27 protein-coding genes and 2 pseudogenes are annotated in these 24,870 nt (G+C 70.5%); 16 read left to right on the forward strand and 13 right to left on the reverse strand.

Translation table 11 applies throughout. The features are described from left to right. Positions 1-21 precede the first annotated feature (21 nt). Positions 22-738, forward strand: a complete 717-nt coding sequence (locus tag BBK82_RS16585) for a Long-chain-fatty-acid--CoA ligase (protein ID WP_218920627.1) — start codon at positions 22-24, stop codon at positions 736-738. On the opposite strand, the gene BBK82_RS16590 is transcribed toward BBK82_RS16585, so the two are convergent. Continuing rightward, on the reverse strand, positions 739-2,745 hold the full coding sequence (locus BBK82_RS16590) for an NACHT domain-containing protein (protein ID WP_237048224.1): 2,007 nt from the start codon (positions 2,743-2,745) through the stop codon (positions 739-741). Positions 2,746-2,815: 70 nt separating this feature from the next. Next, a complete protein-coding gene (locus BBK82_RS16595) occupies positions 2,816-3,883 on the reverse strand; it encodes a methyltransferase domain-containing protein (protein WP_065915823.1) in 1,068 nt (355 codons plus the stop codon). 117 nt (positions 3,884-4,000) lie between these two features. On the opposite strand from BBK82_RS16595, the gene BBK82_RS16600 reads away from it, so the two are divergent. From BBK82_RS16600 to BBK82_RS16620, 5 genes are all read left to right on the forward strand, one after another. Continuing rightward, a complete protein-coding gene (locus tag BBK82_RS16600) occupies positions 4,001-4,378 on the forward strand; it encodes a helix-turn-helix domain-containing protein (RefSeq protein ID WP_065921125.1) in 378 nt (125 codons plus the stop codon). Positions 4,379-4,383: 5 nt separating this feature from the next. Continuing rightward, on the forward strand, positions 4,384-5,082 hold the full coding sequence (locus BBK82_RS16605; protein ID WP_065915824.1) for a hypothetical protein: 699 nt from the start codon (positions 4,384-4,386) through the stop codon (positions 5,080-5,082). A gap of 182 nt (positions 5,083-5,264) precedes the next feature. After that, a complete protein-coding gene (locus BBK82_RS16610; RefSeq protein ID WP_418287512.1) occupies positions 5,265-5,555 on the forward strand; it encodes a DUF2516 family protein in 291 nt (96 codons plus the stop codon). Further along, entirely contained in the window at positions 5,552-6,208 is a 657-nt protein-coding gene (locus BBK82_RS16615) for an alpha/beta fold hydrolase (RefSeq protein WP_154697352.1), read from the forward strand. The genes BBK82_RS16610 and BBK82_RS16615 overlap by 4 nt, the downstream gene beginning before the upstream one ends. Before the next feature lie 9 nt (positions 6,209-6,217). Then, complete coding sequence (locus BBK82_RS16620; RefSeq protein ID WP_065915826.1) at positions 6,218-6,763, forward strand: type 1 glutamine amidotransferase domain-containing protein; 546 nt, start codon at positions 6,218-6,220, stop codon at positions 6,761-6,763. A 28-nt stretch (positions 6,764-6,791) separates the two neighbouring features. Here the strand turns inward: BBK82_RS16620 and BBK82_RS16625 are convergent, their stop codons facing one another. Beyond that, on the reverse strand, positions 6,792-7,547 hold the full coding sequence (locus tag BBK82_RS16625) for a MerR family transcriptional regulator (RefSeq protein WP_065915827.1): 756 nt from the start codon (positions 7,545-7,547) through the stop codon (positions 6,792-6,794). Between the two features lie 142 nt (positions 7,548-7,689). Here BBK82_RS16625 and BBK82_RS16630 point away from each other — a divergent pair, with 142 nt between their 5' ends. Beyond that, entirely contained in the window at positions 7,690-8,250 is a 561-nt protein-coding gene (locus BBK82_RS16630) for a YbaK/EbsC family protein (RefSeq protein ID WP_065915828.1), read from the forward strand. Here BBK82_RS16630 and BBK82_RS54125 read toward each other — a convergent pair. Continuing rightward, complete coding sequence (locus BBK82_RS54125; protein ID WP_237048225.1) at positions 8,218-8,748, reverse strand: hypothetical protein; 531 nt, start codon at positions 8,746-8,748, stop codon at positions 8,218-8,220. The genes BBK82_RS16630 and BBK82_RS54125 overlap by 33 nt on opposite strands. 553 nt (positions 8,749-9,301) lie before the next feature. Here BBK82_RS54125 and BBK82_RS56720 point away from each other — a divergent pair. Further along, positions 9,302-10,003: pseudogene (locus BBK82_RS56720) on the forward strand (aminotransferase class III-fold pyridoxal phosphate-dependent enzyme); the annotation flags it as partial. A 160-nt stretch (positions 10,004-10,163) separates the two neighbouring features. Here BBK82_RS56720 and purU read toward each other — a convergent pair. The 5 genes and pseudogenes from purU to BBK82_RS52320 all read right to left on the reverse strand — a co-directional run bounded on the left by purU (position 10,164) and on the right by BBK82_RS52320 (position 13,383). Then, the gene (purU, locus tag BBK82_RS16650; protein ID WP_335618093.1) at positions 10,164-11,015 is read right to left on the reverse strand and encodes a formyltetrahydrofolate deformylase; all 852 of its coding nucleotides are present in this window, start codon (positions 11,013-11,015) and stop codon (positions 10,164-10,166) included. Between the two features lie 37 nt (positions 11,016-11,052). Then, positions 11,053-11,787 (reverse strand): maleylpyruvate isomerase family mycothiol-dependent enzyme, encoded by a 735-nt coding sequence (locus tag BBK82_RS16655; RefSeq protein WP_071812620.1) that lies wholly within the window; start codon positions 11,785-11,787, stop codon positions 11,053-11,055. 9 nt (positions 11,788-11,796) lie between these two features. After that, entirely contained in the window at positions 11,797-12,588 is a 792-nt protein-coding gene (locus BBK82_RS16660; protein ID WP_065915832.1) for a methylase, read from the reverse strand. Continuing rightward, a pseudogene (locus BBK82_RS16665) lies at positions 12,567-13,093 on the reverse strand (DUF2505 domain-containing protein). The gene BBK82_RS16660 and the pseudogene BBK82_RS16665 overlap by 22 nt, the downstream one beginning before the upstream one ends. Next, the gene (locus BBK82_RS52320) at positions 13,072-13,383 is read right to left on the reverse strand and encodes a DUF2505 domain-containing protein (RefSeq protein WP_179953782.1); all 312 of its coding nucleotides are present in this window, start codon (positions 13,381-13,383) and stop codon (positions 13,072-13,074) included. The pseudogene BBK82_RS16665 and the gene BBK82_RS52320 overlap by 22 nt, the downstream one beginning before the upstream one ends. Positions 13,384-13,548: 165 nt before the next feature. On the opposite strand from BBK82_RS52320, the gene BBK82_RS16675 reads away from it, so the two are divergent. Both BBK82_RS16675 and BBK82_RS16680 read left to right on the forward strand, forming a co-directional pair. Beyond that, positions 13,549-14,649 (forward strand): UDP-N-acetylmuramate dehydrogenase, encoded by a 1,101-nt coding sequence (locus BBK82_RS16675; protein WP_065921128.1) that lies wholly within the window; start codon positions 13,549-13,551, stop codon positions 14,647-14,649. 90 nt (positions 14,650-14,739) lie between these two features. Further along, on the forward strand, positions 14,740-15,756 hold the full coding sequence (locus tag BBK82_RS16680; protein WP_065915833.1) for a chymotrypsin family serine protease: 1,017 nt from the start codon (positions 14,740-14,742) through the stop codon (positions 15,754-15,756). Here BBK82_RS16680 and BBK82_RS16685 read toward each other — a convergent pair. Beyond that, on the reverse strand, positions 15,710-16,480 hold the full coding sequence (locus BBK82_RS16685) for an SDR family NAD(P)-dependent oxidoreductase (RefSeq protein WP_179953783.1): 771 nt from the start codon (positions 16,478-16,480) through the stop codon (positions 15,710-15,712). The two genes, BBK82_RS16680 and BBK82_RS16685, sit on opposite strands and share 47 nt — an antisense overlap. A gap of 88 nt (positions 16,481-16,568) precedes the next feature. On the opposite strand from BBK82_RS16685, the gene BBK82_RS16690 reads away from it, so the two are divergent. The 6 genes from BBK82_RS16690 (at position 16,569) to BBK82_RS16715 (ending at position 23,106) form a co-directional block, all read left to right on the forward strand. Further along, complete coding sequence (locus BBK82_RS16690) at positions 16,569-17,672, forward strand: L,D-transpeptidase (RefSeq protein ID WP_065921130.1); 1,104 nt, start codon at positions 16,569-16,571, stop codon at positions 17,670-17,672. Between the two features lie 54 nt (positions 17,673-17,726). Then, a complete protein-coding gene (locus BBK82_RS16695) occupies positions 17,727-18,491 on the forward strand; it encodes an alpha/beta fold hydrolase (RefSeq protein ID WP_083267994.1) in 765 nt (254 codons plus the stop codon). Beyond that, a complete protein-coding gene (gene mshA, locus BBK82_RS16700; RefSeq protein WP_065915834.1) occupies positions 18,488-19,735 on the forward strand; it encodes a D-inositol-3-phosphate glycosyltransferase in 1,248 nt (415 codons plus the stop codon). The genes BBK82_RS16695 and mshA overlap by 4 nt, the downstream gene beginning before the upstream one ends. Continuing rightward, complete coding sequence (locus tag BBK82_RS16705) at positions 19,732-20,211, forward strand: type III secretion system chaperone family protein (RefSeq protein WP_065915835.1); 480 nt, start codon at positions 19,732-19,734, stop codon at positions 20,209-20,211. Before mshA ends, BBK82_RS16705 begins: the two co-directional genes overlap by 4 nt. A gap of 60 nt (positions 20,212-20,271) precedes the next feature. Next, positions 20,272-21,144, forward strand: a complete 873-nt coding sequence (locus BBK82_RS16710; protein WP_065921132.1) for a DUF4349 domain-containing protein — start codon at positions 20,272-20,274, stop codon at positions 21,142-21,144. A 396-nt stretch (positions 21,145-21,540) separates the two neighbouring features. Next, entirely contained in the window at positions 21,541-23,106 is a 1,566-nt protein-coding gene (locus BBK82_RS16715; RefSeq protein WP_065915836.1) for a 4-coumarate--CoA ligase family protein, read from the forward strand. Positions 23,107-23,158: 52 nt separating this feature from the next. Here BBK82_RS16715 and BBK82_RS16720 read toward each other — a convergent pair whose 3' ends face one another. The 3 genes from BBK82_RS16720 to BBK82_RS16730 all read right to left on the reverse strand — a co-directional run bounded on the left by BBK82_RS16720 (position 23,159) and on the right by BBK82_RS16730 (position 24,844). Then, a complete protein-coding gene (locus tag BBK82_RS16720; protein ID WP_335618094.1) occupies positions 23,159-23,728 on the reverse strand; it encodes a dihydrofolate reductase family protein in 570 nt (189 codons plus the stop codon). Between the two features lie 48 nt (positions 23,729-23,776). Further along, positions 23,777-24,076, reverse strand: a complete 300-nt coding sequence (locus BBK82_RS16725) for a hypothetical protein (protein WP_065915838.1) — start codon at positions 24,074-24,076, stop codon at positions 23,777-23,779. A gap of 132 nt (positions 24,077-24,208) precedes the next feature. After that, complete coding sequence (locus BBK82_RS16730) at positions 24,209-24,844, reverse strand: TetR/AcrR family transcriptional regulator (RefSeq protein WP_065915839.1); 636 nt, start codon at positions 24,842-24,844, stop codon at positions 24,209-24,211. Positions 24,845-24,870 lie beyond the last annotated feature (26 nt).

Here is a 24,870-nt window from a genome sequence, read left to right on the forward strand (position 1 = left end):
CACGCACCTATGATCGGGTGCGTGCAGATCGTCACCACCGGCGACCGTCCCGGGTTCTCCTCGGCGGAGCTGAGCGGCGAATGGCCGTTGTTCGTGCTGAAGGACCCGGTCTCGAACCAGTACCGCGAAGCCGTGCAGCGGTACTTCCCGCAGTACGACGTGCTGGTGGTCGACGGCGACGACGTGCTGGCCAACGCGGTCGCGGTGGCGTTGCGGTGGGACGGCTCGGTGGCGGGGCTGCCGGAGGGCGGCTACGACGGCGCGATCGTGCGGTCGGTGCGCGAACACGAGTCCGGCGTCGAACCGGACACCTTGTGCGTGCTGGCCGCGACGGTGCACGGCGACCGGGCCGGCCAGGGCCTGGCGGGCGTGGTGCTGACGGCGTTGCGGGAACGCGCGGTCTCCCACGGCCTGCACCGGGTGGTCGTGCCCGTGCGGCCGATGCTGAAGGCCAGCTACCCGTTGACCTCCATGGCCGACTTCGCGACCTGGACCCGCGAGGACGGCCTGCACCTCGACCCGTGGATCCGCACCCACCAACGCCTCGGCGCCACGATCGTGGGCCCGGCCGAGCGGTCCATGGTCGTGACGGGAACCGCCGCCGAGTGGCAGAAGTGGACCGGCATGAGGTTCCCGCAGAGCGGCGAGTACGTCGTGCCGGGAGGGCTGGACCTGGTGCGGTTCCAGGACGGCCAGGGCGTCTACGAGGAGACGAACCTCTGGATGCGCCACCTCTGATCAGACCTTGTCCGCCCGCTTCAGCCGCACCTTGCCCGCCACCGACCCGGCCGCCGCGCCGTGCTCAGCCAGTCGGTCCTGCACCAGGCCGTGCCGGAACTGGTAGCACGCACCGGCCCGGCACAGCACGCCCAGCTTCCGCGCGTCCTCGAGGAACACCATCAGCTCCCAAGGCAGTTTCCCGCGCAGCGCCAGCCAGATCCGCGCGACGGTGAACCACCACCAGCGCAGGTGCAGCACGGCGAGCGCGAACCCGAGCAGCAGCCCGGAGGCGAGGCCGAGACCGACCATGCCGGTCTGGCCGGGGCCGAACACCAGTGCCGCCGCCGAGCCGAACACCACGGCCAGCACCAGCGACCCGGTCCACACCGCGATCCGGTCGCGCGCCATCGTCCACTGAGGACTGGAGGCCTGCGAGAGCTCGGCCGCGCTCGACAACGCGAACCGCAGCGCGACCGCCACCGCCAGGCCGAGGCCGACCACCAGGCCGGCGGAAAGTCCGTACAGGGCACCGAAGACGAGACCGGCGGCGAGGCCGAGCACGCCGGGCACCAGCAGCAGGGAACGCCAGACCCCCAGTCGTGGCTTGGGTTTGCGTTCCTGCGAGGCGGTCAGCGCGGCCGCGCCGACCAGGACGCCGGCGACCAGGCCGGTGAGCGGGGCGAGCTTCGGCGTGATCGAGTACGCCATCAGCCAGCCGACGCCGAAGCCGCCGATCGCGCCCAGCACGAGTGCGCCGAGCAGGGCGAGCCAGGTGCGGCCCACCGAGCGGCGCAGCTCCCACCAGGCCAGCTCGCGGATGCCGCGGTCGCGCATCTCGTGGGCGAGGAACTCGAGCCACTTGCGCGCGGTGTCGCGGGGCCAGACCTGGCTGGCCTGGGCGTGGTGGGCGAAGGCCCGGTTGCCGAACGCACGCGAGACCAGCTCGTCGCACAGGTGGTCGGAGATCGCCCGCGCGTCCGGGAAGCGGCCGCGGTCGAGCAGCTCGGTCGGTTCCGCCTCGAAGTCGGCGTAGACCATGCTGGCCAGCCACATCGTGAGCGGCGTGGAGAGCGCGTCGGCGAGCCGGCCGTCCGGTTCCTCGCGCAGGTGGATGAACACCGGCTCCCACCGCGCCGCGCCCACGCTGTCCGCGCTCGCCCGCAGGTAGGACGCCACCTCCTCGAGGTCGAGCGGGGCCAGCTCGACGACGTCGGCGCCGGGCAGCGGGCCCGCCAGGTGCACCGCCTGGGCGAACTCGGCGGTCCGGCAGGTCAGCACGAGCGGGCGGGCGGCCGGGAACGCCTTCGCGATCCGCGCCAGTGCGTCCGCGCGCTGGTGGGCGGGCACGTCGTCGAGGCCGTCGAGCACGGGCAGGATCCGCGCCTGCTCGACCAGCAGGTCACCGGCGTAGCTGCCGTAGAGCTCGGTGTTGCTCAGCGCCGGGTGGTCCTCGTAGAGGCGGCGGGTGAGCCACGTGCGGATGTCCTCGACCGCCGGGTTCCACGTCGACAGCGGCAGCAGCACCGGGACCATGCCGCCGTCGTAGTGGTCCAGCAGGCCGCAGGTCAGCAGCATCGCGACGGTCGTCTTGCCGGTGCCGGCCTCGCCGAGGACGACCATCCGCCGGTTGACCTGCCGTCCGAACGCGTCGACCACGGCGTCGCTGCGTCCCGGCGGTGCGTCCGGTTCGTCGCTCACGTCCACCTCGGGGGCGGTCCAGTGCAGGTCGAGCACGTCCGGGTCGGTGAGCCCGCGCGAGCGCACCTCCTCGTTCCACTGCGCCCGCAGGCCGACCGCGAGCGCGCGGCAGGCCGCGTCCAGGTGCTCGTCGGTGCTCAGCTCGGCGTTGTGCCTGCGCCGCACCCACGGGTCGAGCAGCGCGAGGAACCCGAGGAACGCCACCGCGAGCGCGACCAGCCACACGTGCGGGTTGATGCTGTGGTCGGTGACGAACAGACCGGCAGCGGTGAGCAGCGCGGTCAGCACGCAGCCGGCCAGCAGCGCCTGCTGGCGGAACTTGGACATGCGCGCATCATGACGCACCGCATCCGCCTGAGGCCGGTTCAGTGACCCGTGTCGTGGCGTTCGCTCTTGATCACAGTCGCCACTTCCGGTCGCCGAGGGTGAGGAACTGGCCTTCGTGCTCGACGCTGACGCCGAAGTGGTGCCGCCGGGGTTTGCCCAGCTCGTGCCACTCGTCGACGGCCCGTTCCGCGAGGTCCCAGAGCCGCCGCGGGCCGCCCTGGTCGACGTGCGAGCCGTGGTGGTGCACCCAGGAACCGTCCGGGTGGCCCAGCCAGTCCTGGCCGGCGACGACGTCGGGCAGCGCGACGCCGGCGAAGAACTCGAACGGGCTGGCCGGGTCGACCACGGTGTTCATCGGCAGGGAGGTCCTGCTGCGCACGAACGGGCCCTCGCCGGCGAGCGCGGGTTTGCGGGCGTGCGCGCGCAACGGCATGAAGCGGCCGTCCTCGACGAGCACCTGGCCTTCGCCGGTGCCGTCGCCGTTCGACACGATCCGGACGAGCCCGGCGCCGATGGGGCGGTGCAGGGTGGTGACGACGAGGCCGCCGGGAACCGTCTGCTCCAGCCAGGCGGGTGGGATGGTCGTGACGGAGCAGGTTGCGAGCACCCGGTCGTACGGTGCGTTCGCCGCGTACCCCCCGGCGCCGTCGCCGGTGACGCAGGTGGGGGTGAAACCGTTGCGCCGCAGTCGTTCTGCTGCCCGTGCGGAGAGGTGTGGGTCGACGTCGACCGTGGTGACGCGGTCGGCGCCGACGGCGTGGCAGAGCAGGGCGGCGTTGTACCCGGTGCCGGTGCCGACCTCCAGCACCGACTGTCCGGTGTGGACGTCGAGTGCCTCCAGCATGATCGCCATGATCGTCGGCATGCTGGACGAGCAGGTCGGTGTGCCACCGGTCACCGTGTCGTCGCCGTCGAACTGGGTAACCCACACCCGATCGGTGTAGACGAGCTCCAGCCAGCCGGGGCTCGCGGCGGTGACCGGCTCCCAGTCGCCGTCGTGGCGCTGGCGGTAGAAGCGCGGCAGGAACTCGTGCCGCGGAACGGCCCGGAAAGCGTTGTGCCACTGGGAATCGCGCAGCGCACCCTCGCCGAGCAGCTGGTCCGCCAGCTCGGCGCGCAGGGCTCCGGCGTCGTCCATGTCCCCTCCACCGTAACCCTGTGGCGGAGCACACGCAGCGATTGCTAGCAGGGTGCTTGCAAGAGTTAGCACCCCTCGCTAACGTGGACGGTGCACGAGGAACGGGAGCACGGAACCATGGACAAGTCCATCGACAAGACTGTCGCGGACATCGGCCGCAACATCGGGGACTTCATCCGCGAGCAGCGCAGCACCGCCAAGATCTCGTTGCGGGAGCTGGCGAAGCAAGCGGGCGTCTCCAACCCGTACCTCAGCCAGATCGAGCGAGGACTGCGCAAGCCGTCCGCGGAGATCCTGCAGCAGATCGCCAAGGGACTGCGCATCTCGGCCGAGGTGCTCTACGTCGAGGCCGGGATCCTCCAGCAGCGCGAAGGCGGTGCGCTGGCGGACGCCATCGTCGCCGCGACCGATCTGACCGAGCGGCAGAAGCAGGTGCTGCTCGACGTCTACGAATCTTTCCGGCGGGAGAACGCCGCCAAGAACAAGGAGGAGTGATCCCCATGCCGAAGCTCACCCAGGACGACATCCGCACGGCCGCCGAGCAGGGCGCGCACGCCGCCCGCCAGGCCCTCCTCGCCGCGCTCGGCGCAGGGGACCTGGCCGCCAAGGCCGTGGTCGAGGCGCTGAACAAGGCCAAGACCCGCGCCGAGGAGGCCTCCTCGAAGGCCTCCGACCTGCCCATCGAGTTCAAGGACCTGCGCGAGAAGCTGCAGCCCGCCGAGCTGAAGAAGCTGGTCGACGCCTACACCGCCTCCGCGGTCAACCTCTACACCTACCTCGCGGAGCAGGGCGAGCAGACCCTCGAGCAGATCAAGGCCCAGCCGCAGGTCAAGCAGGCCGTCGAGCAGGTCGAGCAGGCCGTCGGAGCCGCCCAGAAGCGGGCCGGCTCCGCCGCCGCCGACGCCAAGGTGCTCGCCGACGACGTCCTCGGCAAGGTCACCCGCCGCACCCGCTCGGTCGGCGAGAAGGTCGCCACCCAGGTCGAGGACAGCGCCGAGAAGCTGGCCGAGGAGATCGTCGAGGTCGGTGGCGAGGCCGCGCACGAGGTCCGCAGCACCACCCGCAAGGCCGCGAACCGCACGGCGCCGCGCAAGCCGGCGACGACGACCCGCACCACCGGCACGACGGCCGCGGCGAAGAAGCCGGTGACGCCGACCACGCCGACCACGCCGACCACGCCGGACACCACCACCAAGTGAGCCGGTGGAGGTCCGCTGAACTGAGGACCTCCGCGGGGGGAGCACGCCACGGCGTGCTCCCCCCGCAGCGTGTCCGGAGTGGCGCTGACGTCGCGTTTGAGGGCTGCCCGACCACGCCGTTCCCGCCCGCGCGCACCGGCACGTAGTCTGGTCCTGTGTTCCCCGTGCCGGTTTTCAGCATCCTGAACCTCGACGGCATCGTGTACTTCTTCGCCGACCTGGGGTTCACCATCCTCGGGCTGTTCGCGTTCTTCCACGCGCTGAGTCAGCGGGTCGACGCCTACGCGGCGATCGAGCGCATGACCAAGCCCGCCTGGTTGGGCATCACCGGCGGTGGAGCTGCGGCGATGCTGCTGTTCTCGCCGGGCAGCTTCGGGTCGATCTTCTGGCTCGCCGGGCTCGTCGCGGTGCTCGTGTACATGGTGGACGTGCGGCCGAGACTCATCGAGGTGCAGCGCGGCCCGCGCTGGTGATCACCAGCTCCTACGGTTCCGGTTCGCCCGTCACGCTGGTGGCGCACGGGCTCGGTGCCACGCCCGGTGAGGCGCGGGTTCCCGCTTCCGGGCTGGCGGGCACGCGCGTGGTGGTGACGCTGCCCTCACACGGCACGGCACCCGACGCGCCGCCCGGCTACTGGGACTACGGGCGCATCGCCGCGGACCTCGCGACGGTCGAGGCCGACCAGGCCGTCGGCGTGTCGCTCGGGGCCGCGGCACTGGTCCGGCTCCTGCGCGAACGCCCTGACCACTTCCGCAGGGTCGCGTTGCTGCTCCCGGCCGTGCTCGACCAGCCGCGCCCGGCGTTCACGCTCCAGCAACTCGCCGAGCTCACGGTGGGCCCGCCCGCCTATGTCGAGGAACGCCGGCAGGCGCTGACCAGGCTCGAAGCCGCCGCCGTCCAGCTGCCCGGCCAGACAGCGGTCGACGACGCCGCACAGCTCGCCGACGTCGAGGTCCCCGTCCTGGTCATCGCCGCCACGAACGACCCGCTGCACCCCGAGGACGTGGCGAAGGCGACGGCGGCCGCGTTCCCGAACGGCGAGCTGTGGCTGGTCGGCTCGCCTTCGCCGATGATCACCCACCGCACCGAGATCCGGCACAGGTTGGTCGAGTTCTTCGCCGGGTAACCGACGGGCATGGCAGACAAGAAGATCGCATTCCTGGTCGACACGGAGGGCATCGAACAGGTCGAGCTCACCGACCCGTGGACGCACGTCGAGAAGGCCGGTGGCACGCCCCGGCTGCTCGCGCCGAAGCTCGGAGAGGTGCGCGGGTTCAACCACCTCACGCCGGCGGACTCGTTCCCGGTCGACACCACGCTCGCCGACGCCAAGGCCGACGACTACGCCGGTGCGGTGATCCCCGGCGGAGTTGCCAACTCGGACTTCCTGCGGATGGACAGCGACGCCGTGCGGTTGGTCAAGGAGCTGGTCGCGCAGGGCAAGCCGATCGCGGCGATCTGCCACGGGCCGTGGCTGCTGGTCGAGGCGGACGTGGTGCGCGGCAAGATGCTGACCTCGTTCCCGAGCCTGCAGACCGACATCCGCAACGCGGGCGGTGACTGGGCGGACCAGGAGGTTCGCGTGTGCGACATGAACGGGTGGACGCTCGTGACGTCGCGCAACCCGGACGACCTGCCCGCGTTCAACCGCGAGGCGCTCAAGGCCTTCGGGCTGGGGTGACGCGGGATCTGCAGCTCCCGCGCCGTTCTTACAGCCGCGTCCGGGCGTAGTGCTTCATGGCGTCGCGGACGAACTCGGCCATGTTGTCGCCGTTGACCTCGAAGTTCCCCCGGAACTCGTCCGAGTCGGCGTAGAGGTCGCCCAGACCCGAGTAGGACTCCTGGTTCGGCGTCCAGCTCAGGCAGATCCAGCGGTAGTGGCGGTCGATCAGCTCCTGCGTCTCGGGAGCGTCGATCGCCGTGCCCGCGGTGAACAGGACACCGAGCTCACGCGCGATCTCGCGCCACTGCGCCATGAACTGGTCCGCGTCGGCCCGCGTCCAGGTCTTGAGCTTCGCCTTGCTCTCGGCGAGGTGCTCCTTGACCCCCTCGCCGTAGCGCTCGACGAGCTCGGCCTCGTGCCGTTCCTGCTTCTTCGCGTCGAAGCCGTCGAACAGCTCTTCCATCTTCACTTCGTCCCCTCCTTCCAGTTCGGCGATCGTGCGCGCGACGGTGTTGGCGAGCCGGTCCAGCCGTTGCCGCTCCTCGCGCAGCCACCGGTGGTGGTCGCGCAGGACGGTCAGCTGGTCCGTGCCGTTCAACATCTCCGCCACCACGTCGAGGCCCAGGCCCAGGTCGCGCAGCAGCAGGATCTGCTGCAGGCGGTGCACCTGCTCCTTCTCGTAGTAGCGGTAGCCGTTGTCGCCGACCCAGGCCGGCGGCAGCAGCCCGATCGAGTCGTAGTGCCGCAGCGTCCTGGACGTCACCTTCGACATCCGGGCCACCTGGGCGATCGACCAGGCCATCTCGGTTCCCCCTCCGCGCTCACCACCGACGCTAAAGGTTGACGCAGCGTCAAAGTCAACGCGACTTTTCACCGCACGCGGGGAGCTTTCGCACTCCAGGAGCGCACGCGGGGTCCCCGCGTGCGGAAAACCGGATGGCAGGATGGGTGAGGTGTGGACCATCGCTGGTTCGTTGGAACCCTTCCCCGTGCTCTCCCGGCTCGACCTGGTGCCCGCACCCGTCGAAGCTGCGCTGAAGGCACTGGACGGCGCTGATCGCGTCGCCGTGGCGGAGATCGACCCCACGCTCGCCGACACCGCGGAGTTCTGCGCGCACTACGGGTCGCCGCTCGAAGCGAGTGCGAACTGCGTCGTCGTCGCGGGCAAGCGTGGCGGTGAGATCCGCTATGCGGCCTGCATGGTGCTGGCGACCATGCGTGCGGACGTGAACGGCGTCATCCGCAAGCGGCTCGACGCGCGCAAGGCGTCGTTCGCGCCGATGGACGAGGCCGTGGCGTTGACGGGCATGGAGTACGGCGGCATCACGCCCATCGGGGTGCCCGCCGACTGGCCGGTCCTGGTGTCGCCCGAGGTCGCCGCCGCCCCCGAGCTGGTGGTGGGCAGCGGCATCCGCGGGTCCAAGATCCTCATTCCCGGTGACGTGCTGATGAAGCTGCCGGGTGCCGAGGTGCTACCGGATCTCGCTCGCGTACTTGAGCAGTAGCTCGACGGCCTCGTCGATCTCGTCGGTGACGAGGATCCACCGCTCGGCCTCCCGGCCGGCCGCGAGCTTCTGCACGAGCGGCGCGGCCGGGACCTCGTCGGTCCAGAAGGCCCTGCCCAGGAAGATCATCGGCGCGGCCGGGCCGACGCTGCCGTAGTAGTTCTGCGTGAAGTCCTGGAAGACCTCCTGGACCGTGCCCGCCTTGCCCGGCGTGTAGACGATGCCGCCGGTCGCGACGGTCAGCAGGCCCTCCTCGCGCACCGAGTTCGCGAAGTACTTGGCGTGCAGCTCGCAGGCCGGGTTGGGCGGCTCGTGGCCGTAGAACCAGGTCGGGATGCCGATCGTGCGCGGCACGTCGAACGACGGCACCTCCGGGAACGCCGCCAGCCACCGGCCGATCGACTCGTCGTCCTCGCCGAACGACGGTGCCTGCGCCAGCTGCGCGAGCACGTCGGCATCCGCCGAGCCGCACCGCACGCCGAGCGGCACGGCCTCCATCGCACCAGGCCCGCCGCCGGTCAGCACGCAGGCCGCGCGGCCCAGCGGCGCCGAGCTCGACGGCGTTGCGGTAGCCGGCCGAGCCGCGGGCCAGCGCGTGGCCGCCCATGACCGCGACCGGCTGCCCGGTCAGCGCCTCGTCGAGCGCCTCGGTGATCGAGTGGTCGTGCAGGCGTTCGGACAACGCGTGCAGCGGGTCCGGGTGGTGGCCCTGCTGCTTGCTGTGCCGGTAGATCACCGCGTCCGGGGTGTCGGCGTAGGTCTTCGGGTCGGCGGGGTCGAAGCCCGCGAAGAGCTCACCCGGCGTGTACAGCCGCGAGCGGTAGACCTCGTAGGGCACGTCCGGGATCACCGGGAAGATCAACGCGCCCGCTGCCTCCGCCTGGCGCTGCATCCTCTCGCTGAGCGTGCAGCCGAGCAGCAACGCGCCGTCCAGCGGCACGCGCACGTCCTCACGTGTCAGGTCGAGGCCGATGATGACGGCCTTGCGCAGGTCAGGCTCTGCCCGCAGGTGGTCGAGGTCGGTGATTTCGGTCCGCACGGGAAAAAGACTATGCCTCGCGCGAACCAACGGGCCGCCGCATCCGAATCACCTGTGGGAACCAAGGTCCGCTCGCCACCTCGCCGAGCGGCCCGCCGGGTCGCGCTGCCCAGGAAAGGTTCCCGTCATGGCTGTCGAACAGCTCACCGGTTGCGCCGCGAGAGGCGCCCGAGTGGTAGATCCCCACCGCGTCGAGTACTTGGACTGCGGTGGCTACGGAGCTCCTCTGCTCGGCCACGCCCACCCCGCCGTCGTCCAGGCCGTTGTGGACCAGGTGCGCAGGCCGTCGCTGCTGGACCGCCTCATGCTCGACCTGGTCACCCCGAACGGCCTCGACCACGTGCACGCCTTCCAGTCCGCCTCCGAAGCCGCCCAGTTCGCCGTGACATCCTGCTGGTCGGCGAGGGCCTGTCCGGCGGCGTGGTCCCGATCGCGGCGGTCGTGGCGTCCGCCGAGGTCGAGGTCCCCCTCCTGCGCGGCTCGGCCGCCGTGTCACCGCTGGCCTCGGCCGCCGTCAACGCCTGCCTGAAGGTGACCGCCGCCGAGGGTCTGGTCGAACGCGCCAAGCTGCTCGGCGACGAGCTCCTCCTCGGCCTGCGCGCGGTGACCGCAGGCAGGGCCTACGCGAACGGGCGTGGGCTGCTGCTCGGCGTGGAGCTGCCGGACGACCGCGCGGCCGAGGTCTTCACCGGTGAGCTGCTGCGGCTGCGGGTCCTCGCCGACTTCCGCGGCCGCACGGTCCACTTCACGCCCCCTGCGGTGATGTCACCGGCCGACGCGGTGGCTGGTGGAGGCGGTGGGACGCGCGGCGAACAAGATCTGACCGGCTCGATCCGAACGCACCGCCCCCGTCGGCCTCGGCGGGGGCGGTCCGCTAGAGGATCACCGTCTGGTTGCCGTGGACCAGCACGCGGTCCTCCAGGTGCCACCGCAGCCCGCGCGCCAGCACCACCTTCTCGATGTCCCGCCCCTTGCGCACCATGTCGGCAACGCTGTCACCGTGGTGCACGCGCAGCACGTCCTGCTCGATGATCGGCCCCGCGTCGAGGTCCGCCGTCACGTAGTGGCAGGTCGCGCCGACCAGCTTCACGCCGCGCCGGTGCGCCTGGTGGTACGGGCGGGCGCCGATGAACGACGGCAGGAAGCTGTGGTGGATGTTGATCGTGCGGCCGGACCAGTGCGCGCACAGCTCCGGCGGCAGGATCTGCATGAAGCGGGCCAGCACCACGGCGTGCGGGTCGTGCTTGTCGACCAGCTGGCGCAGCTGGGCGAAGGCGGCCTGCTTGCCTTCGGGGTCGTTGACCGGGAACGGCACGTGGTGGAACGGGATGCCGTGCGCCCGCGTGATGTCGCCGAGCTCGGGGTGGTTGCCGATCACGGCCGCGACCTCCACGTCGAGCTCGCCGGTCGCGACGCGCGCCAGGAGGTCGTAGAGGCAGTGGCCTTCCTTCGACACCAGGATGACCACGCGCTTGCGCTCGCCCGTGTCGGTCACCGTCCACGTCGACTGCGCGCCCAGGGACGCCGCCACGCCGGCGAAGCGGGCGCGCAGGTCGGCCACGCCGAAGGGCAGCGAGTCCGCGCGGACCTCCTGGCGTGTGAAGAACCAGCCCGTCTCCGGGTCGGTGTGGTACGCGGCCTCGACGATCCAGCCGCCGTTCTCCGCGAGGAACGTGGAGATCCGCGCGATGATGCCGGTGCGGTCGGGGCAGCCGAAGGTGATCACATAGCGACGCTCTGGCGATGACACGCCGCAGAAGTATTCACGGCCTGCGCAAACCGTCCAACAGCGCCCGGTCGCCGGACACGATCGCGTGACTCGGGCGGCCCCACACGGCGCGGTAGATCGCATCGGCCGTGCCGGCCACGGTGGCGTCCTCGTCGATGGCGGCGTCCTGGGGCGGGCCTACGACCACGGGCTCGCCGGGCGTCAGCCGGACCTCCCAGGTGCGGCCCGCGTCGGCCGCGTGGAAGAGGATCGTGCCCTCGACGTCGACCGCCGCCCGCCGGACCGCACGCGGCATGCAGCTGGCGAAGTACTCGTCGACGCCGTCCGCCGCGAACTCGGGCGACCACAGCAGCGACGGCACGTCACCGCGGGCGTGCAGCGCGTCGAGGTGGTGGATCGAGGTCTCGTGCGCCTGGCGCCGGGCCCAGAACGACGCCACCTTGTCGTCGTTGAACGTCCACACCGGAGTGTCCGGGTCGGTCGTGCGCAGGCGGTCGAGCAACAGCGCGAGCTTCTCGTCCCACCACCCCAGCAGCTCGTCCCACTTGGCGGGACCACCGGACTCCGGCATCTCGTCGGGGCGCACCGGTCGCGACGACGGCGGGGTCACCAGCGCCTCCGCGGCCCACGCGTGGACGCTCGACTGGTGCCAGACCAGGTCGTGCACCGTCCACTTCGGACAGGTCGGCACCGGTGCCTCGGGTCCGGCCGCAACGGCGGCGGCACGCAACCCGGCGGCCTGCTTCTCGATCTCCGCGACGTAGTCCACCTGACCACACTAGGGCGCCACGGCGGCCCATTCGAGCGAGATTTCACCGAGCCGCCACCGCTTCCGGTCGTCCACCACCGGCCACCCGCGCTCGGCCAGCAGCCGGGCCGCCTCGACCCAGCGCGCCCGTGGCCCGAAGGGGGCGAACGGCGCCGCGGTGGCCCAGCAGGCGTCCAGCTCGGCCAGCAGCGCGTGCACGCGTTCACCCGGCACGTTCTTGTGGATCAACGCCTTGGGCAGCCGCTCGGCCACGTCCGACGGCACCTCGATGCCGGACGGCTTGAGCGCCAGTGTGAACGTCTGCGGCCCGTCAGCGGTCAGCGTCACCCACGTGCAGCGGCGGCCGATCTCGTCACACGTGCCCTCGACCACGATCCCGCCGGGCGCCATCCGGGACAGCATCGTGTCCCACGCTTCGAACGACTGCTCCTCGGTGTACTGGCGCAGCACGTTGAACGCCCGCAGCAACACCGGCCGCGCGCCCGCGAGCTCGAAGCCGCCGCGCCGGAAGTCGAGCGACGGCGGGTCGGCGACGGCCTTGCCCGCGTCCACCCGGTCCTGGTCGATCTCCAGCCCGAGCACGCGCACGTCCGGCCGCACCACTCGCAGCCGTGCGGCCATCTCGACGGTCGTGACGGGGGTGGAGCCGTAGCCGAGGTCGACCACCAGCGGGTCGGCGGCGGCGCGCAGGAACTCCGGACGTGCGGTCATCCACCGGTCGACCGGCGCAGGCGTTCGGTTGGTCGTCCGCGGTGGCAGGCCGAGCCCGGGCCCGGCGGCTAGCCGCGGTTTGCGAGCCATCGCGAGGTGAACTCGCTCTCCTTGTCGATCAGCACGGCGACCTGCTCGGCGATCATCTTCTCCAGCTTGCCGCCCATCAGCGGGATGCTGACCTTGACCTCCCCCGTCAGGGTGAGCTTGGAGCCGGACCCGTTGTCCGTGATGGTGAACGCGCCGTCGAGCCTTCCGGCAGCTGCCGATGGTTCGGGCGCGCCGCCCAGTTCTCCATCCGCTGGATGACCAGGTCGCCGCCCAGTGCGGCCTTCGCCACCGACGGCAGGTGCTCCGCGGGCACACCCTGCTTGAGCTGGTAGGCCGTCTTGCCGTCGACCGAGGTGAACGAGATCAGCTCGGCGTTCGTGCCACCGATGGCGGCCAGCCGGTCGCGCAGGTAGGTCTCGTCGACCAACGCGCCGAAGACCTTCTCCGCCGAGTGGGGTGAGGTGGTGTGGTGCTCGATGCGGCGTGCCATGTCGCGGAGCCGAGCGCGGGCCCGGCCGGCCGCTAGCCGCGGTTTGCGAGCCATCGCGAGGTGAACTCGCTCTCCTTGTCGATCAGCACGGCGACCTGCTCGGCGATCATCTTCTCCAGCTTGCCGCCCATCAGCGGGATGCTGACCTTGACCTCCCCCGTCAGGGTGAGCTTGGAGCCGGACCCGTTGTCCGTGATGGTGAACGCGCCGTCGAGCCTTCCGGGCACGCTGCCGATGGTCACCTCGACCGTGCCGGCGCCGGCCGCCCAGTTCTCCATCCGCTGGATGACCAGGTCGCCGCCCAGTGCGGCCTTCGCCACCGACGGCAGGTGCTCCGCGGGCACACCCTGCTTGAGCTGGTAGGCCGTCTTGCCGTCGACGAGATCAGCTCGGCGTTCGTGCCACCGATGGCGGCCAGCCGGTCGCGCAGGTAGGTCTCGTCGACCAACGCGCCGAAGACCTTCTCCGCCGAGTGGGGTGAGGTGGTGTGGTGCTCGATGCGGCGTGCCATGTCGCGGAGGCTACCGTTGACGTCTGTGACCACCACGCAGTCCGTGCCTCTGGCCGAGCGCACCACGCTCCGACTCGGTGGACCGGCCGCGCGGTTCGTCCACGCCACGACCGCAGCCGAGCTGGTCGACGCCGTGCGGACAGCCGACGCCGCCGCCGACGAGAAGGTCCTCGTGCTCGGTGGCGGGTCCAACCTCGTGATCTCCGACAGCGGCTTCGACGGCACCGTCGTGCAGGTCGGCACCAAGGGCTTCCGGCTCGACCCGCTGGGCGGCGGCATCGTCCAGTTCACCGTCGAGGCCGGCGAGGAGTGGGACGCGGTCGTCGCCGAGGCGGTCGCGCAGGGCCTCGGCGGCCTGGAGTGCCTGTCCGGCATCCCCGGCTCCAACGGCGCCACGCCCGTGCAGAACGTCGGCGCGTACGGCGTCGAGATCTCCCAGGTGTTGCAGTCGGTGGACCTGCTGGACCGGCGCAGCGGCAAGGTGCACCAGGTGCCCGCCGCCAAGCTCGGCCTCGCGTACCGCACCAGCACGCTGAAGAACACCGACCGCGCCGTCGTGCTGCGGACCCGGTTCTCGCTGACCGCCGGCGGCATGTCCGCACCGGTCCGCTACGCCGAGCTGGCGCGTGTCCTCGGTGTGGCGCAAGGTGATCGCGTGCCCGCCGACGAGGCCCGCAAGGCCGTGCTGGAGCTGCGCCGCGGCAAGGGCATGGTGCTCGACCCCGCCGACCACGACACGTGGAGCGCCGGCTCGTTCTTCACCAACCCGATCATCGACGACTCGACGTTCAACGGCGTGCTGATCCGCATCGCCGAACGCCTCGGCACCGACGTCGACGTGCCGACCTACCCGGCGGGCCAGGGCTTCAGGAAGCTCTCCGCCGCGTGGCTGATCGAACGCGCCGGGTTCCGCAAGGGCCACCAGGGTCCCGGCGGCCGGGTGGCGTTGTCGAGCAAGCACACGCTGGCGCTGACCAACCGCGGCGACGCCTCGACCGAGGACCTGCTCGACCTGGCGCGCGAGGTGCGTGACGGGGTCCGTTCGGCGTTCGGCGTCGAGCTGCACCCGGAGCCGGTGTTCGTCGGCGTTTCCCTGTAACTCCCCAGCTCCACCGCCGTCCGGGTGACTCCCTGTGACGAACGGCTACTTCCCGTGTTTCATTGAGGTAGCAGTGGAACGGAGGTTGCCATGAGCTACCTCGACGAGCACGCGCGAGCGGTGATCCGGCCGGTCAAGCGGATGGTGGAGGACGAGTTCCTCGCCAGGCCCGGCGTCATCGGCGTCGACATCGGCGAGAAGTACACCGGCGGCAGGCCCACCGGCCGGGCCGCGATCGTGGTCTACGTGTGCGCCAAGGGACCCCACCACCCGCAGCAGATCCCGGCGGAGATCGGTGGCGTGCCGACGGACGTGGTCGCGGAGACGATCCTGCTGCACCGGGCGCGGCTGTCGCGGTCGTCCGAGGTCCTCGGCGAACCCGGTGCGGCGGAACGGCACGCGGTGCTGCGCGGTGGTCTGAGCATCGGCCCGGCGCGTTCGGTCCGGGTGGTGCCGCCGGAGGTGCCGGTCGCGGGCGAGTACGTGATCGTCGGCACGCTGGGCGCGTTCGTCGTGACGCGCACGGACCGCAAGGTGCTGGGGCTCACCACGTTCCACGTCGGGTGCGTGGACGACTCGTGGTCGGTCGGCGACGAGTTCCTGCACCCGTCCAGAGTGGACGGTGGAGTGGCCGGCGCGGACCTGGTGGCCGTGCTCGACCGGGCCGCGCTCGCGGGCGCGGTGTCGGCGGCGGGGCTGCGGATGGGCGCCAGGCCGTTCCGCGCGGAGGTGCTCGACATCGGCGCGCTGACCGGCACGGCGCCCGCGGTGGTGGGCTCGTCGGTCCGGAAACGAGGCCGCACAACGGGTCTGACCTACGGCGTGGTCACGTCCGTGGACGCGACGGTGCGGCTGGACTTCGGTGGCGGCATCGGCGTGCGGACGTTGCGCGACCAGATCCGCGTCCACTCGGCGGAACGGTTCGGCGACCACGGCGACTCGGGCGCGGTGCTCGTCGACGCCGACAACCGGGTCGTCGGGCTCTACGTGGGCGGGACGGGGTCGACCGGTTTCGCGAACCCGGTCGACCCCGTCCTGCGCCTGCTCGACGTGGAGCTGCTCACTCCCGGTGTACCCGAGTCGCGGAGGCCTGAGCCCGCGGCTTGAGCACGATCTCGTCGATGTTCACGTGCGGGGGCCGGGTGACCGCGAACGCGATGACATCCGCCACGTCGTCCGCCGTCAGCGGCTCGAGCCCCTGGTACACCTTGGCCGCGCGCTCGGTGTCGCCGCCGAACCGGTTGGCGGAGAAGTCGGTCTCGACCATGCCGGGCAGGACCTCGGTGATCCGCACCGGCTGCCCGAGCAGCTCGCCGCGCAACGTCCGGTGCAACGCCGACTGCGCGTGCTTGGCGCTCGTGTACCCGGAGCCGTTGTCGTAAGCATCACGTGCTGCGACCGACGTCACGCTGACGATGTGCCCGTCGCCGGACGCGATGAGCTTCGGGACGAAGGCCTTGGTGACGTGGAGCGTGCCGAGCACGTTCGCCTCCCACATCCACCGCCACTCGTCCGGATCGCCCTCGGCGACGGTGCTGAGACCACGCGCGCCACCCGCGTTGTTCACGAGCACGTTCGCGTGGGGTACCCCGTCCGCGAAAGCGGCGACGGAGCCGGCGTCGGTGACGTCCAACTCGATGGCGGTCCCGTCGATTTCTTTCGCGATAACGTGGAGACGGTCCAGACGACGTGCGCCGAGCACGACGTGGAACCCCTCGGCGGCAAGCCGCCGCGCGGTCGCCTCGCCGATGCCCGCGCTCGCTCCGGTCACTACTGCGACAGGTCGATTCACGACCGCGATCGTAGGCTCCCGGTGGGGTGTGACCGACATCACTCCCACCGGACGGTCGTGCTGGACGTCCTGCTTTGTGGAGGTCAGAACCGTGAAGAGAACCGTTGGTGCGTTGCTCGCCGGCCTGATGCTGTTGTCCGCGTGCTCGAGCGTCGAACCAGGATCCGCCAAGCCGGACAGTTCGCTCCCTTCCGTCAAGGTGACCGTGTCCCCCGCGGACGGCACCAAGGACGTCCAGGTCACGTCCCCGGTCCAGGTGACGGTGGTGGACGGCAAGATCGAGTCGGTCGCCCTGAAAGCGCCGGAGGGCAAAGAGGTCAAGGGCACCCTGACCGAGGACAAGACGGGCTGGACCAACGCCGAGCCACTCGGTTACGGCAAGACCTACAGCTACTCGGGCAAGGCCGTGGGCACCGACGGCAAGCCGGTGGACCTCAAGGGCTCGTTCACCACGGTGGCGCCGGGCTCGCAGACCCGCGCGACGCTGTGGCCCGGCGACAACATGACCGTCGGCGTCGCGGCGCCGATCATGGTCAAGTTCGAGGCGCCGGTGCAGGACAAGGCGACCGTCGAGAAGGCCCTGAAGGTCACGAACTCGGCTGGGGTGCAGGGCTCGTGGGCGTGGCTGAGCGCCCAGGAGGTCCACTACCGCCCGGAGAAGTACTGGCCGGCGAACACCACGATCAAGGTCGAGGCGAAGCTCTACGGCGTCAACTACGGCGGCGGGGCGTTCGGGCGGGCCGACGTGACATCGGACTTCAAGATCGGCCGCAACCAGGTCGTGAAGATCGACAATCCGACGCACCAGCTCGTGGTGTTGCGTGATGGTGCGCAGGTGGCGTCGTACGCGGCGTCGTTCGGCAAGGACGCGGATCCGGAGCTCACCACGCCCAACGGGACGTTCGTGGTGATGTCGAAGCACGAAACGTGGTCGTTCGACAACCCGCGGTACGGGTACACGAACGTCGTCAAGAAGTGGGCCGTGCGGTTCTCGAACCACGGTGAGTTCATCCACGAGAACAACGACAACGCCGCGAACATCGGGAAGAACAACACCTCGCACGGGTGTGCGAACTTGTTGGAAGCCGATGCGAAGGCGTACTTCGACTCGGCGCTGGTGGGGGATCCGGTGGAGGTGACCGGGTCGATCACGACGCTGCCGGCGCAGTTCGACTGGTACGACTGGCAGATTCCTTGGGCGCAGTGGAAGGAGAAGTCGGCGGTCAAGTAGCCGACTTCGCGCTCCGGCGGGAATGCGTCTCCCGACCAGGTCGTTTGTGCCTGTGTGCAACTGACACACGTGACGGCGGCCGGTGGGGGACGACTGGCCGTCCGTGAGGCAGGACCTGCTGACGCGCCGCCGGTGGTGTTGGTCCACGGGTGGGCGCAGACGGGTGCGGTCTGGGACCTGCCCGGCTACCGCACCTACGCCGTCGACCTGCGCGGCCACGGCGAGTCCGACGACTTCGGCGACTACCGCGACAGCGCCCAGTGGGCTGCGGATGTGAAAGCCGTGCTGGACCACACGGGACCGGCCACGCTCGTCGGCTGGTCCTACGGCGGGCTCGTCATCACCGACTACCTGCGCGTTCACGGCACCGAGAACGTCACCGCGCTGGTGTTCGTGAGTGCCATCACCGAGATCGGCCGCGGTCGTCCTGGAGGCCAGACCGGGGCCGTGATGCGGGCCGCACTGCCAGACGCCATCACCGACGACGCCGCGATGGTCGCGTTCTGCCGGGCCATGGCGCCTGCGCTGCCAGAAGAGACGGTCGGCGAACTCACAGCCACCGCGGTCGCGACGAGTCATAAAGTGCGTGGGGAGCTGTTCCGCAGGGATGTGGGCAGCGCTGACGTGTTGAAGGCCGTCGACGTGCCAACCCTCGTGGTGCACGGAACTCAAGACGAGGTGGTGGCCCCTGCTGCCGCCGAGTACTCCGCCGCCCTGATCCCCGGAGCCGAGTTGAGCCTGTATCCCGACACCGCGCACGCGCCCTTCCTGGAGCGGCCCGCGCTGTTCTCGTCCGACTTGAAGCGGGTGGTCCGGTGAAGCGCGTTGCGGTGCTCAGCGTGCACACGTCGCCGTTGGAGCAGCCGGGGACGGGTGATGCGGGCGGGATGAACGTCTACATCGTGCAGACGGCCACTCGGATGGCTCAGCGGGGCGTGGAGGTGGAGATCTTCACGCGGGCGACGTCCAGTGAGCTGCCGCCCGTTGCGGAGCTGGCGCCGGGGGTGCGGGTGCGGCACGTTGCCGCCGGGCCGTTCGAGGGGCTGGGGAAAGAGGAGTTGCCGGGGCAGCTCTGCGCGTTCACGGCGGGGGTGTTGCGGGCCGAGGCGCGGCACGAGCCGGGGTACTACGACGCCATTCACTCGCACTATTGGCTGTCCGGGCAGGTGGGGTGGCTGGCGCGGGAGCGGTGGGGGGTGCCGCTCGTGCACACGGCGCACACGTTGGCGAAGGTCAAGAACCTGGCGCTGGCCGAGGGGGACGCGCCGGAGCCGCGGATGCGGGTCATCGGGGAGGAGCAGGTGGTCGGCGAGTCGGACCGGCTCGTGGCGAACACCGACATCGAGGCCGGTGAGCTGGTCAAGCTCTACGACGCGGAGCCGTCGAAGGTGGCCGTGGTGCCGCCGGGGGTGGACCTGGACCGGTTCACGCCGGGGGACCAGGGCAGGGCGCGGCAGCGGTTCGGGATTCCGCTGGACGCGGTGGTGCTGGCGTTCGTGGGGCGGATCCAGCCGTTGAAGGCGCCGGACGTGTTGTTGCGGGCGGCGGCGGAGATGCTGGTGCGCGATCCGGGGTTGCGGTCGCGGCTGGTCGTGCTGGTCGTCGGCGGGCCGTCGGGCAGTGGGCTGGAGCAGCCGAAGGCGCTGGAGGAGCTGGCCGGGCAGCTGGGGATCACGGACGTGGTGCGGTTCCTGCCGCCGCAGCCGGGGGCGGCGCTGGCGGAGGTCTACCGAGCTGCCGATCTGGTGGCGGTGCCGAGCCACAACGAGTCGTTCGGGCTGGTCGCGCTGGAGGCGCAGGCGTGTGGGACGCCGGTGGTCGCGGCGGCGGTCGGCGGGTTGCCGGTGGCGGTCAACGACGGGGTGTCCGGGGTGCTCGTGCACGGGCACGAGGCCGGGGCGTGGGCCGGCGCGCTCGGGGACGTGGCGTTGCCGCAGCGGGAGCACCTGGCGAGCAACGCGGTCGGGCATGCGCGACGCTTCTCGTGGGACCGCACGACTGATGCCCTGCTGGCGGGGTACCAGGAGGCGGCAGAAGTGTTCCGCCGGGAGGTTTTCGCGTGACCGTCGACGCCGTCATCAAGTCGTTCTTGGACGAGCGGGAGCTCGAGTACGACCGCCGCGAAGAGGGCAAGTTCTTCGTGACGCTGCCGGGCACCAAGAAGCTGCAGACCAACGTGTGGCTGGTCGAGACCGCGCACGCGCTGGTCGTCGAGGCGTTCGTGTGCCGGCGGCCGGACCAGTCGTTCGAGGACGTCTACCGGTTCCTGCTGCGGCGCAACGCCCGGCTCTACGGCGTGCACTACACGATCGACGCCGAGGGTGACATCTATCTGGTCGGCCGGGTCGGCAAGCACGCGGTGACCGCGGACGAGCTGGACCGGGTGCTCGGGCAGGTGCTGGAGGCCGCCGACGGCGACTTCAACCCGTTGCTGGAGATCGGGTTCGCCGACGCGATCCGGCGGGAGTGGGCGTGGCGGGTGTCACGCGGTGAGTCGCTCGCGAACCTGCAGGCCTTCCAACATCTCGTTTCGGAGTAGGCGCCGCCTCGTTTTGGTGTGGGCGGCAACTCCCGCGTCGGCTCGTTCCGTCCGACTGGCATGAGCAGACGAGTGCTGTGGGTGGGAGTCGCGTTGATGGCCGTCTTCGCGACGGGGTGCAGTGCGAACTCGAAGGATTCGGGTGGCTCGGCCGTCGCGGAGAACGCCGCGCCGCAGCAGCGGTCCGCGCAGACGCCGGGGGCGCAGAAGCCGCAGGACAACAGCGGGCAGCAGAACCAGTCCGCGCAGTCGGTGCAGCAGCAGGAACGGCAGCTGGTCCGCACGGCCACGGTCGACCTGCGCAGCGACGACGTGCTGAGGTCGATCAGCGAGATCAAGACGAAGGCGCAGCAGGCCGGCGGGTTCGCGGGGCAGGAGAACTCGACGAAGTCCTACGGGACCGTGACCGTGCGGGTGCCGTCCAACGAGCTCGACGGGGTCGTGAAGGGCCTGGAGCAGTTCGGTGAGGTCACGCGCAGCGAGGTGCGCAGCGAGGACGTCACCGACCAGCTGGTGGACGTCGAGGCGCGGATCGCGACGCAGAAGGCCAGCGTCGAGCGGTTGCGCGTGCTGTTCGAGCGAGCCGGGACCACGGCCGAGATCGCGCAGATCGAGGGCGAGCTGACCAAGCGGCAGAGCGAGCTGGAGTCACTGCAGCGGCGCAGCGAGACGCTGAAGGGCAAGGTCGCGCTGGCGACGTTGACGGTGCAGGTCAGCACCACGCCGATCGCGGCGCCCGTGCCGGAGAAGACCGGGTTCCTGGGTGCGTTCGCGGCCGGGTGGGACGCGCTCGTGCACGTCCTGCGGCTGGTGCTGGTGGGTGTCGGCGGCCTGCTGCCGTTCGCACTGGTGTTCGGTGTGCCCACGGTGGCGTTGATCTACTGGCTGCGTCGCCGAAAGCGTGTCACTCGACCGGCGGAAGCCAAGGCCTAGAACTCTACTGTGAGTGTGCCTTTGTGAAGCGCGGAACGGCTCGGGAGAGAGGGGGAGTCGCATCGAGCCGTCCCGCGTCAAAGGTCCCCGCTGCAGTGGATCCGTGGACGGGGGGAGCCTCCGGATCCCAGGCGGGCCACGCGATTCGACGGGGGATGACGAACCGCGCCCTTGCCGTCCGCTCGTCGAGGTAAGCGTGGGAGCCGACTCGCGGAGGCGTGACCAACTTCCCAGATACATGGTTGCAATCACAAGTGCTCGGATTGCTCCATTCGAGTGTATTTAGCGGCGCGAAGTAACGTCTCTGTAGCGATCCCGACTTGCTTGACCTGTTCAGTGGGCTGGATCACGATGACCTCGCAGGCTGGGTGTACAGCGAATGAATGAGGTCGCCGCATGGTCTTCCGCAGTCCCTACCCCGATGTCGAGATCCCTGACGTGTCGCTGCACCAGCTGTTGTTCGGCGACATCGCCGACCGGGTGGACCGCGTGGCGCTGATCGACGGCATGTCCGGGGCCACGCTCACGTACGGGCAGCTCGCCGGCGCCATCGACCGCATGGCCGCCGCACTGGCCGCGCGCGGGATCGGCAAGGGCGACGTGGTCGGCATCCTGAGCCCGAACACGCCGTACTACGCCGTGGTGTTCCACGGCATCCTGCGCGCGGGCGCCACGGCGACCACGATCAACGCGCTCTACACGGCGGACGAGGTCGCGCACCAGCTGCACGACGCCGGCGCGAAGATGCTGTTCACGGTGTCGGTGCTGCTGCCGAACGCCGCACCGGGCGCCGCGAAGGCGGGCGTGACCGACGTGGTCGTGCTCGACGGCGCCGAGGGCTACCCGTCGTTGCCGGAGCTGCTCGCGAACGACCACCCGGTGCCCGAGGTCGAGATCAACCCGGCAGAGGACCTCGCGGTGCTGCCGTACTCGTCCGGCACGACCGCGTTGCCCAAGGGCGTGATGCTGACGCACCGCAACCTGGTCGCGAACCTCGTGCAGTGCGGCCCGATCCTCTCGGACGTCGGCGCGCACACCCGCATCCTCGCGGTGCTGCCGTTCTTCCACATCTACGGCATGCAGGTCCTGATGAACAACGGCCTGTACATCGGCGGCGTGGTCGTGACGCTGCCGAAGTTCGAGCTGCCCGAGTTCCTCCGGGTCATCGCCGAGCACAAGACCGACCGCGTCTACATCGCCCCACCGGTCGCCGTCGCGCTGGCCAAGCACCCGATCGTCGACAACTACGACCTGTCGCCGCTGAAGACCCTCTTCTCGGGCGCCGCGCCGCTCGACGAGGACCTCGCCGCCGCCGTCCGCAAGCGCATCGGCTGCCGCGTCGTCCAGGGCTACGGCATGACCGAGATGTCACCGGTCAGCCACGCCATCCCGGACGGCCGCGACGACATCTCCGTCGGCACCGTCGGCGTGATCATCCCCAACCTGGAGTGCCGCCTGGTCGACCCGGCCACCGGCGCCGACGTGGGCGAGGGCGAGCGCGGCGAGCTCTGGTGCAAGGGCCCGAACGTCATGAAGGGCTACCTGAACAACCCCGACGCCACCGCCGCCACCATCGACGACGACGGCTGGCTGCACACCGGCGACGTGGCCGTGATCGACGCCGACGGCATCGTCTCGATCGTCGACCGCGTCAAGGAGCTCATCAAGTACAAGGGCTACCAGGTGCCGCCGGCCGAGCTCGAAGCCGTGCTGCTGACGCACGAGGAGATCGCCGACGCTGCGGTCATCGGCGTGAAGGACGCCGACGGCGAGGAGGTGCCGAAGGCGTTCGTGGTGCGGCAGGCGGGGTCGTCGATCGACGGTGACGCCGTGATGGCGTTCGTGGCGGCGAACGTGGCTCCGCACAAGAAGGTCCGCGCGGTGGAGTTCATCGAGGCGATCCCGAAGTCGGCGGCGGGCAAGATCCTGCGCAAGGACCTGCGGGCGCGCGAACAGGCCTGATCTCGCAGAACGTGTGCCCCGGCGCCATCGCGGTGCCGGGGCACACACGCGTTCAGCTCTCCTTGCGCACCCGGAAGCGCAGCATCGTGATCGGTCCCGACTGCGTGGTGGCGAACGGCTCCAGGTCGACCCTGCCGAGCTCCGGGGTCGAGAACCGCACGCCGTCACCGAAGAGCACCGGCAGGACGTACACCAGCACCTCGTCGACGAGCCCGGCCCGCAGGCACTGTGACGCGAGGTCGGCGCCGAGGACCTCCAGGTCCTTCCCGCCCGCCGCGGCACGCGCCGTGGCGACGGCCTCCTCCAGCCCGCAGCTGAGGAACGTGACGCCGGGACGCGGTTCCTCCGGCGGCCGGTGCGTCAGGACGAACACCGGTCCTCCGTCGTAGGAGGTGTCCTCGGCGGACATCTGCCTGGCGGTCTCGTGGGTGCCGCGGCCGATCAGCATGGCGCCGGCGGCCGCCTCGACCTCGGGGAACGGGTTGTCCCGCAGGTGTTCGACGATCCAGTCCATCCGGCCGCCGGGGCCGGCGATGAAGCCGTCCAGTGACATCGACCTGTTCACGACGACCTTGCCCATATCGCTCATGCTGGTGTGGACCGGCGGGAGCGGCAAACTCATCGGTCGACCGCGTCGTGCGACCTGGAAGGTGGCACGCGGACCGGCTGCCTAGGTCCCGGACACGACAATCATCGTGATGGCAAGACCGGCTGCGATCATCGGGACGATGACCAGCGTCCACATGAGCATGCGGCGGATCGAGTGCAACAGGACCACCGCTTCGGTGGTCGCCTGCACACCTGCCTCCTCGACCGTCGCGGACGCGCGGATCCGGCGCAGCGACTGAGCCGGGTAGCTGCCCATCCAGTCCGGTCCGGTCGCAGGCCCGGTCGCTTTGGACACGTACGGCGCGAACGGGCCTTGCTCGGTGTGAGCACTCGCGGTGGAAGCATCGGAGTTGTCGGACACAGGCGCTCCTCTCGTTCGGTTCCGCGGCGATTGGCGTGCGCGGTCGACGGTCCACCCTTGTCGCGCCGGGACATGTCGGCGTTACGGGTCAAACGAGAACGAAGGCCGAGGAACCGGTTCGCGAACGCAGGCTCATCGGTCCCGCAGCAGCGAGCCCTGCAACGCGTGCACCAGCCAAGCCTCGTAGCGATCGGCCGGCCACCCCAGCACCTGGTGCACGTGCGGCGACAGCATCGTCGTCAGCACGTCCGCCACCCCGTGCACGTCCAGGTCGGCACGCACCTCCCCGGTCCCCACCAGCGCCTCCGCCAGCGCCAGGCAGTTCGCCCTCATCGCCGTCTCGCCCTCGTCCGAGATCCGCCGCATGTCCGCGTCAGCGCCGGACGACTCGATGCCGGCCATGATCAGCGCACCGGCCCGCTCCAGCACGACGCCGTTGCGCCGCACCAGTTCCGCGATCAGGTCACGGGCGGAAGGCGTGCGCAGCACCTCCTCGAACTCCGGCCGGTCCCGCATCGCCACGGGTTCCGCGTCGCCCGCGATGGCCACGTTCAGCGCGTCCTGGAACAGCTCGACCTTGTTGCGGTAGTGCGTGTACACGGTCCGCTCGGACACGCCGGCCTCGTACGCGATCTTCTTGATCGACGTCGCCACGAACCCGTCCCGCGCGAACAGGCGGTGGCCCGCGTCGCGCACCAGCAGGCGCGTCTGCAGGGCCGCCTGCTCCCGCAGCGGTGAGCTGTACGAACGCTTGACTTCCTCATTCATCGAGCGCAGTCTAACCGTATTCGTTG

This window comes from Lentzea guizhouensis (assembly GCF_001701025.1).
Classification (GTDB): domain Bacteria; phylum Actinomycetota; class Actinomycetes; order Mycobacteriales; family Pseudonocardiaceae; genus Lentzea; species Lentzea guizhouensis.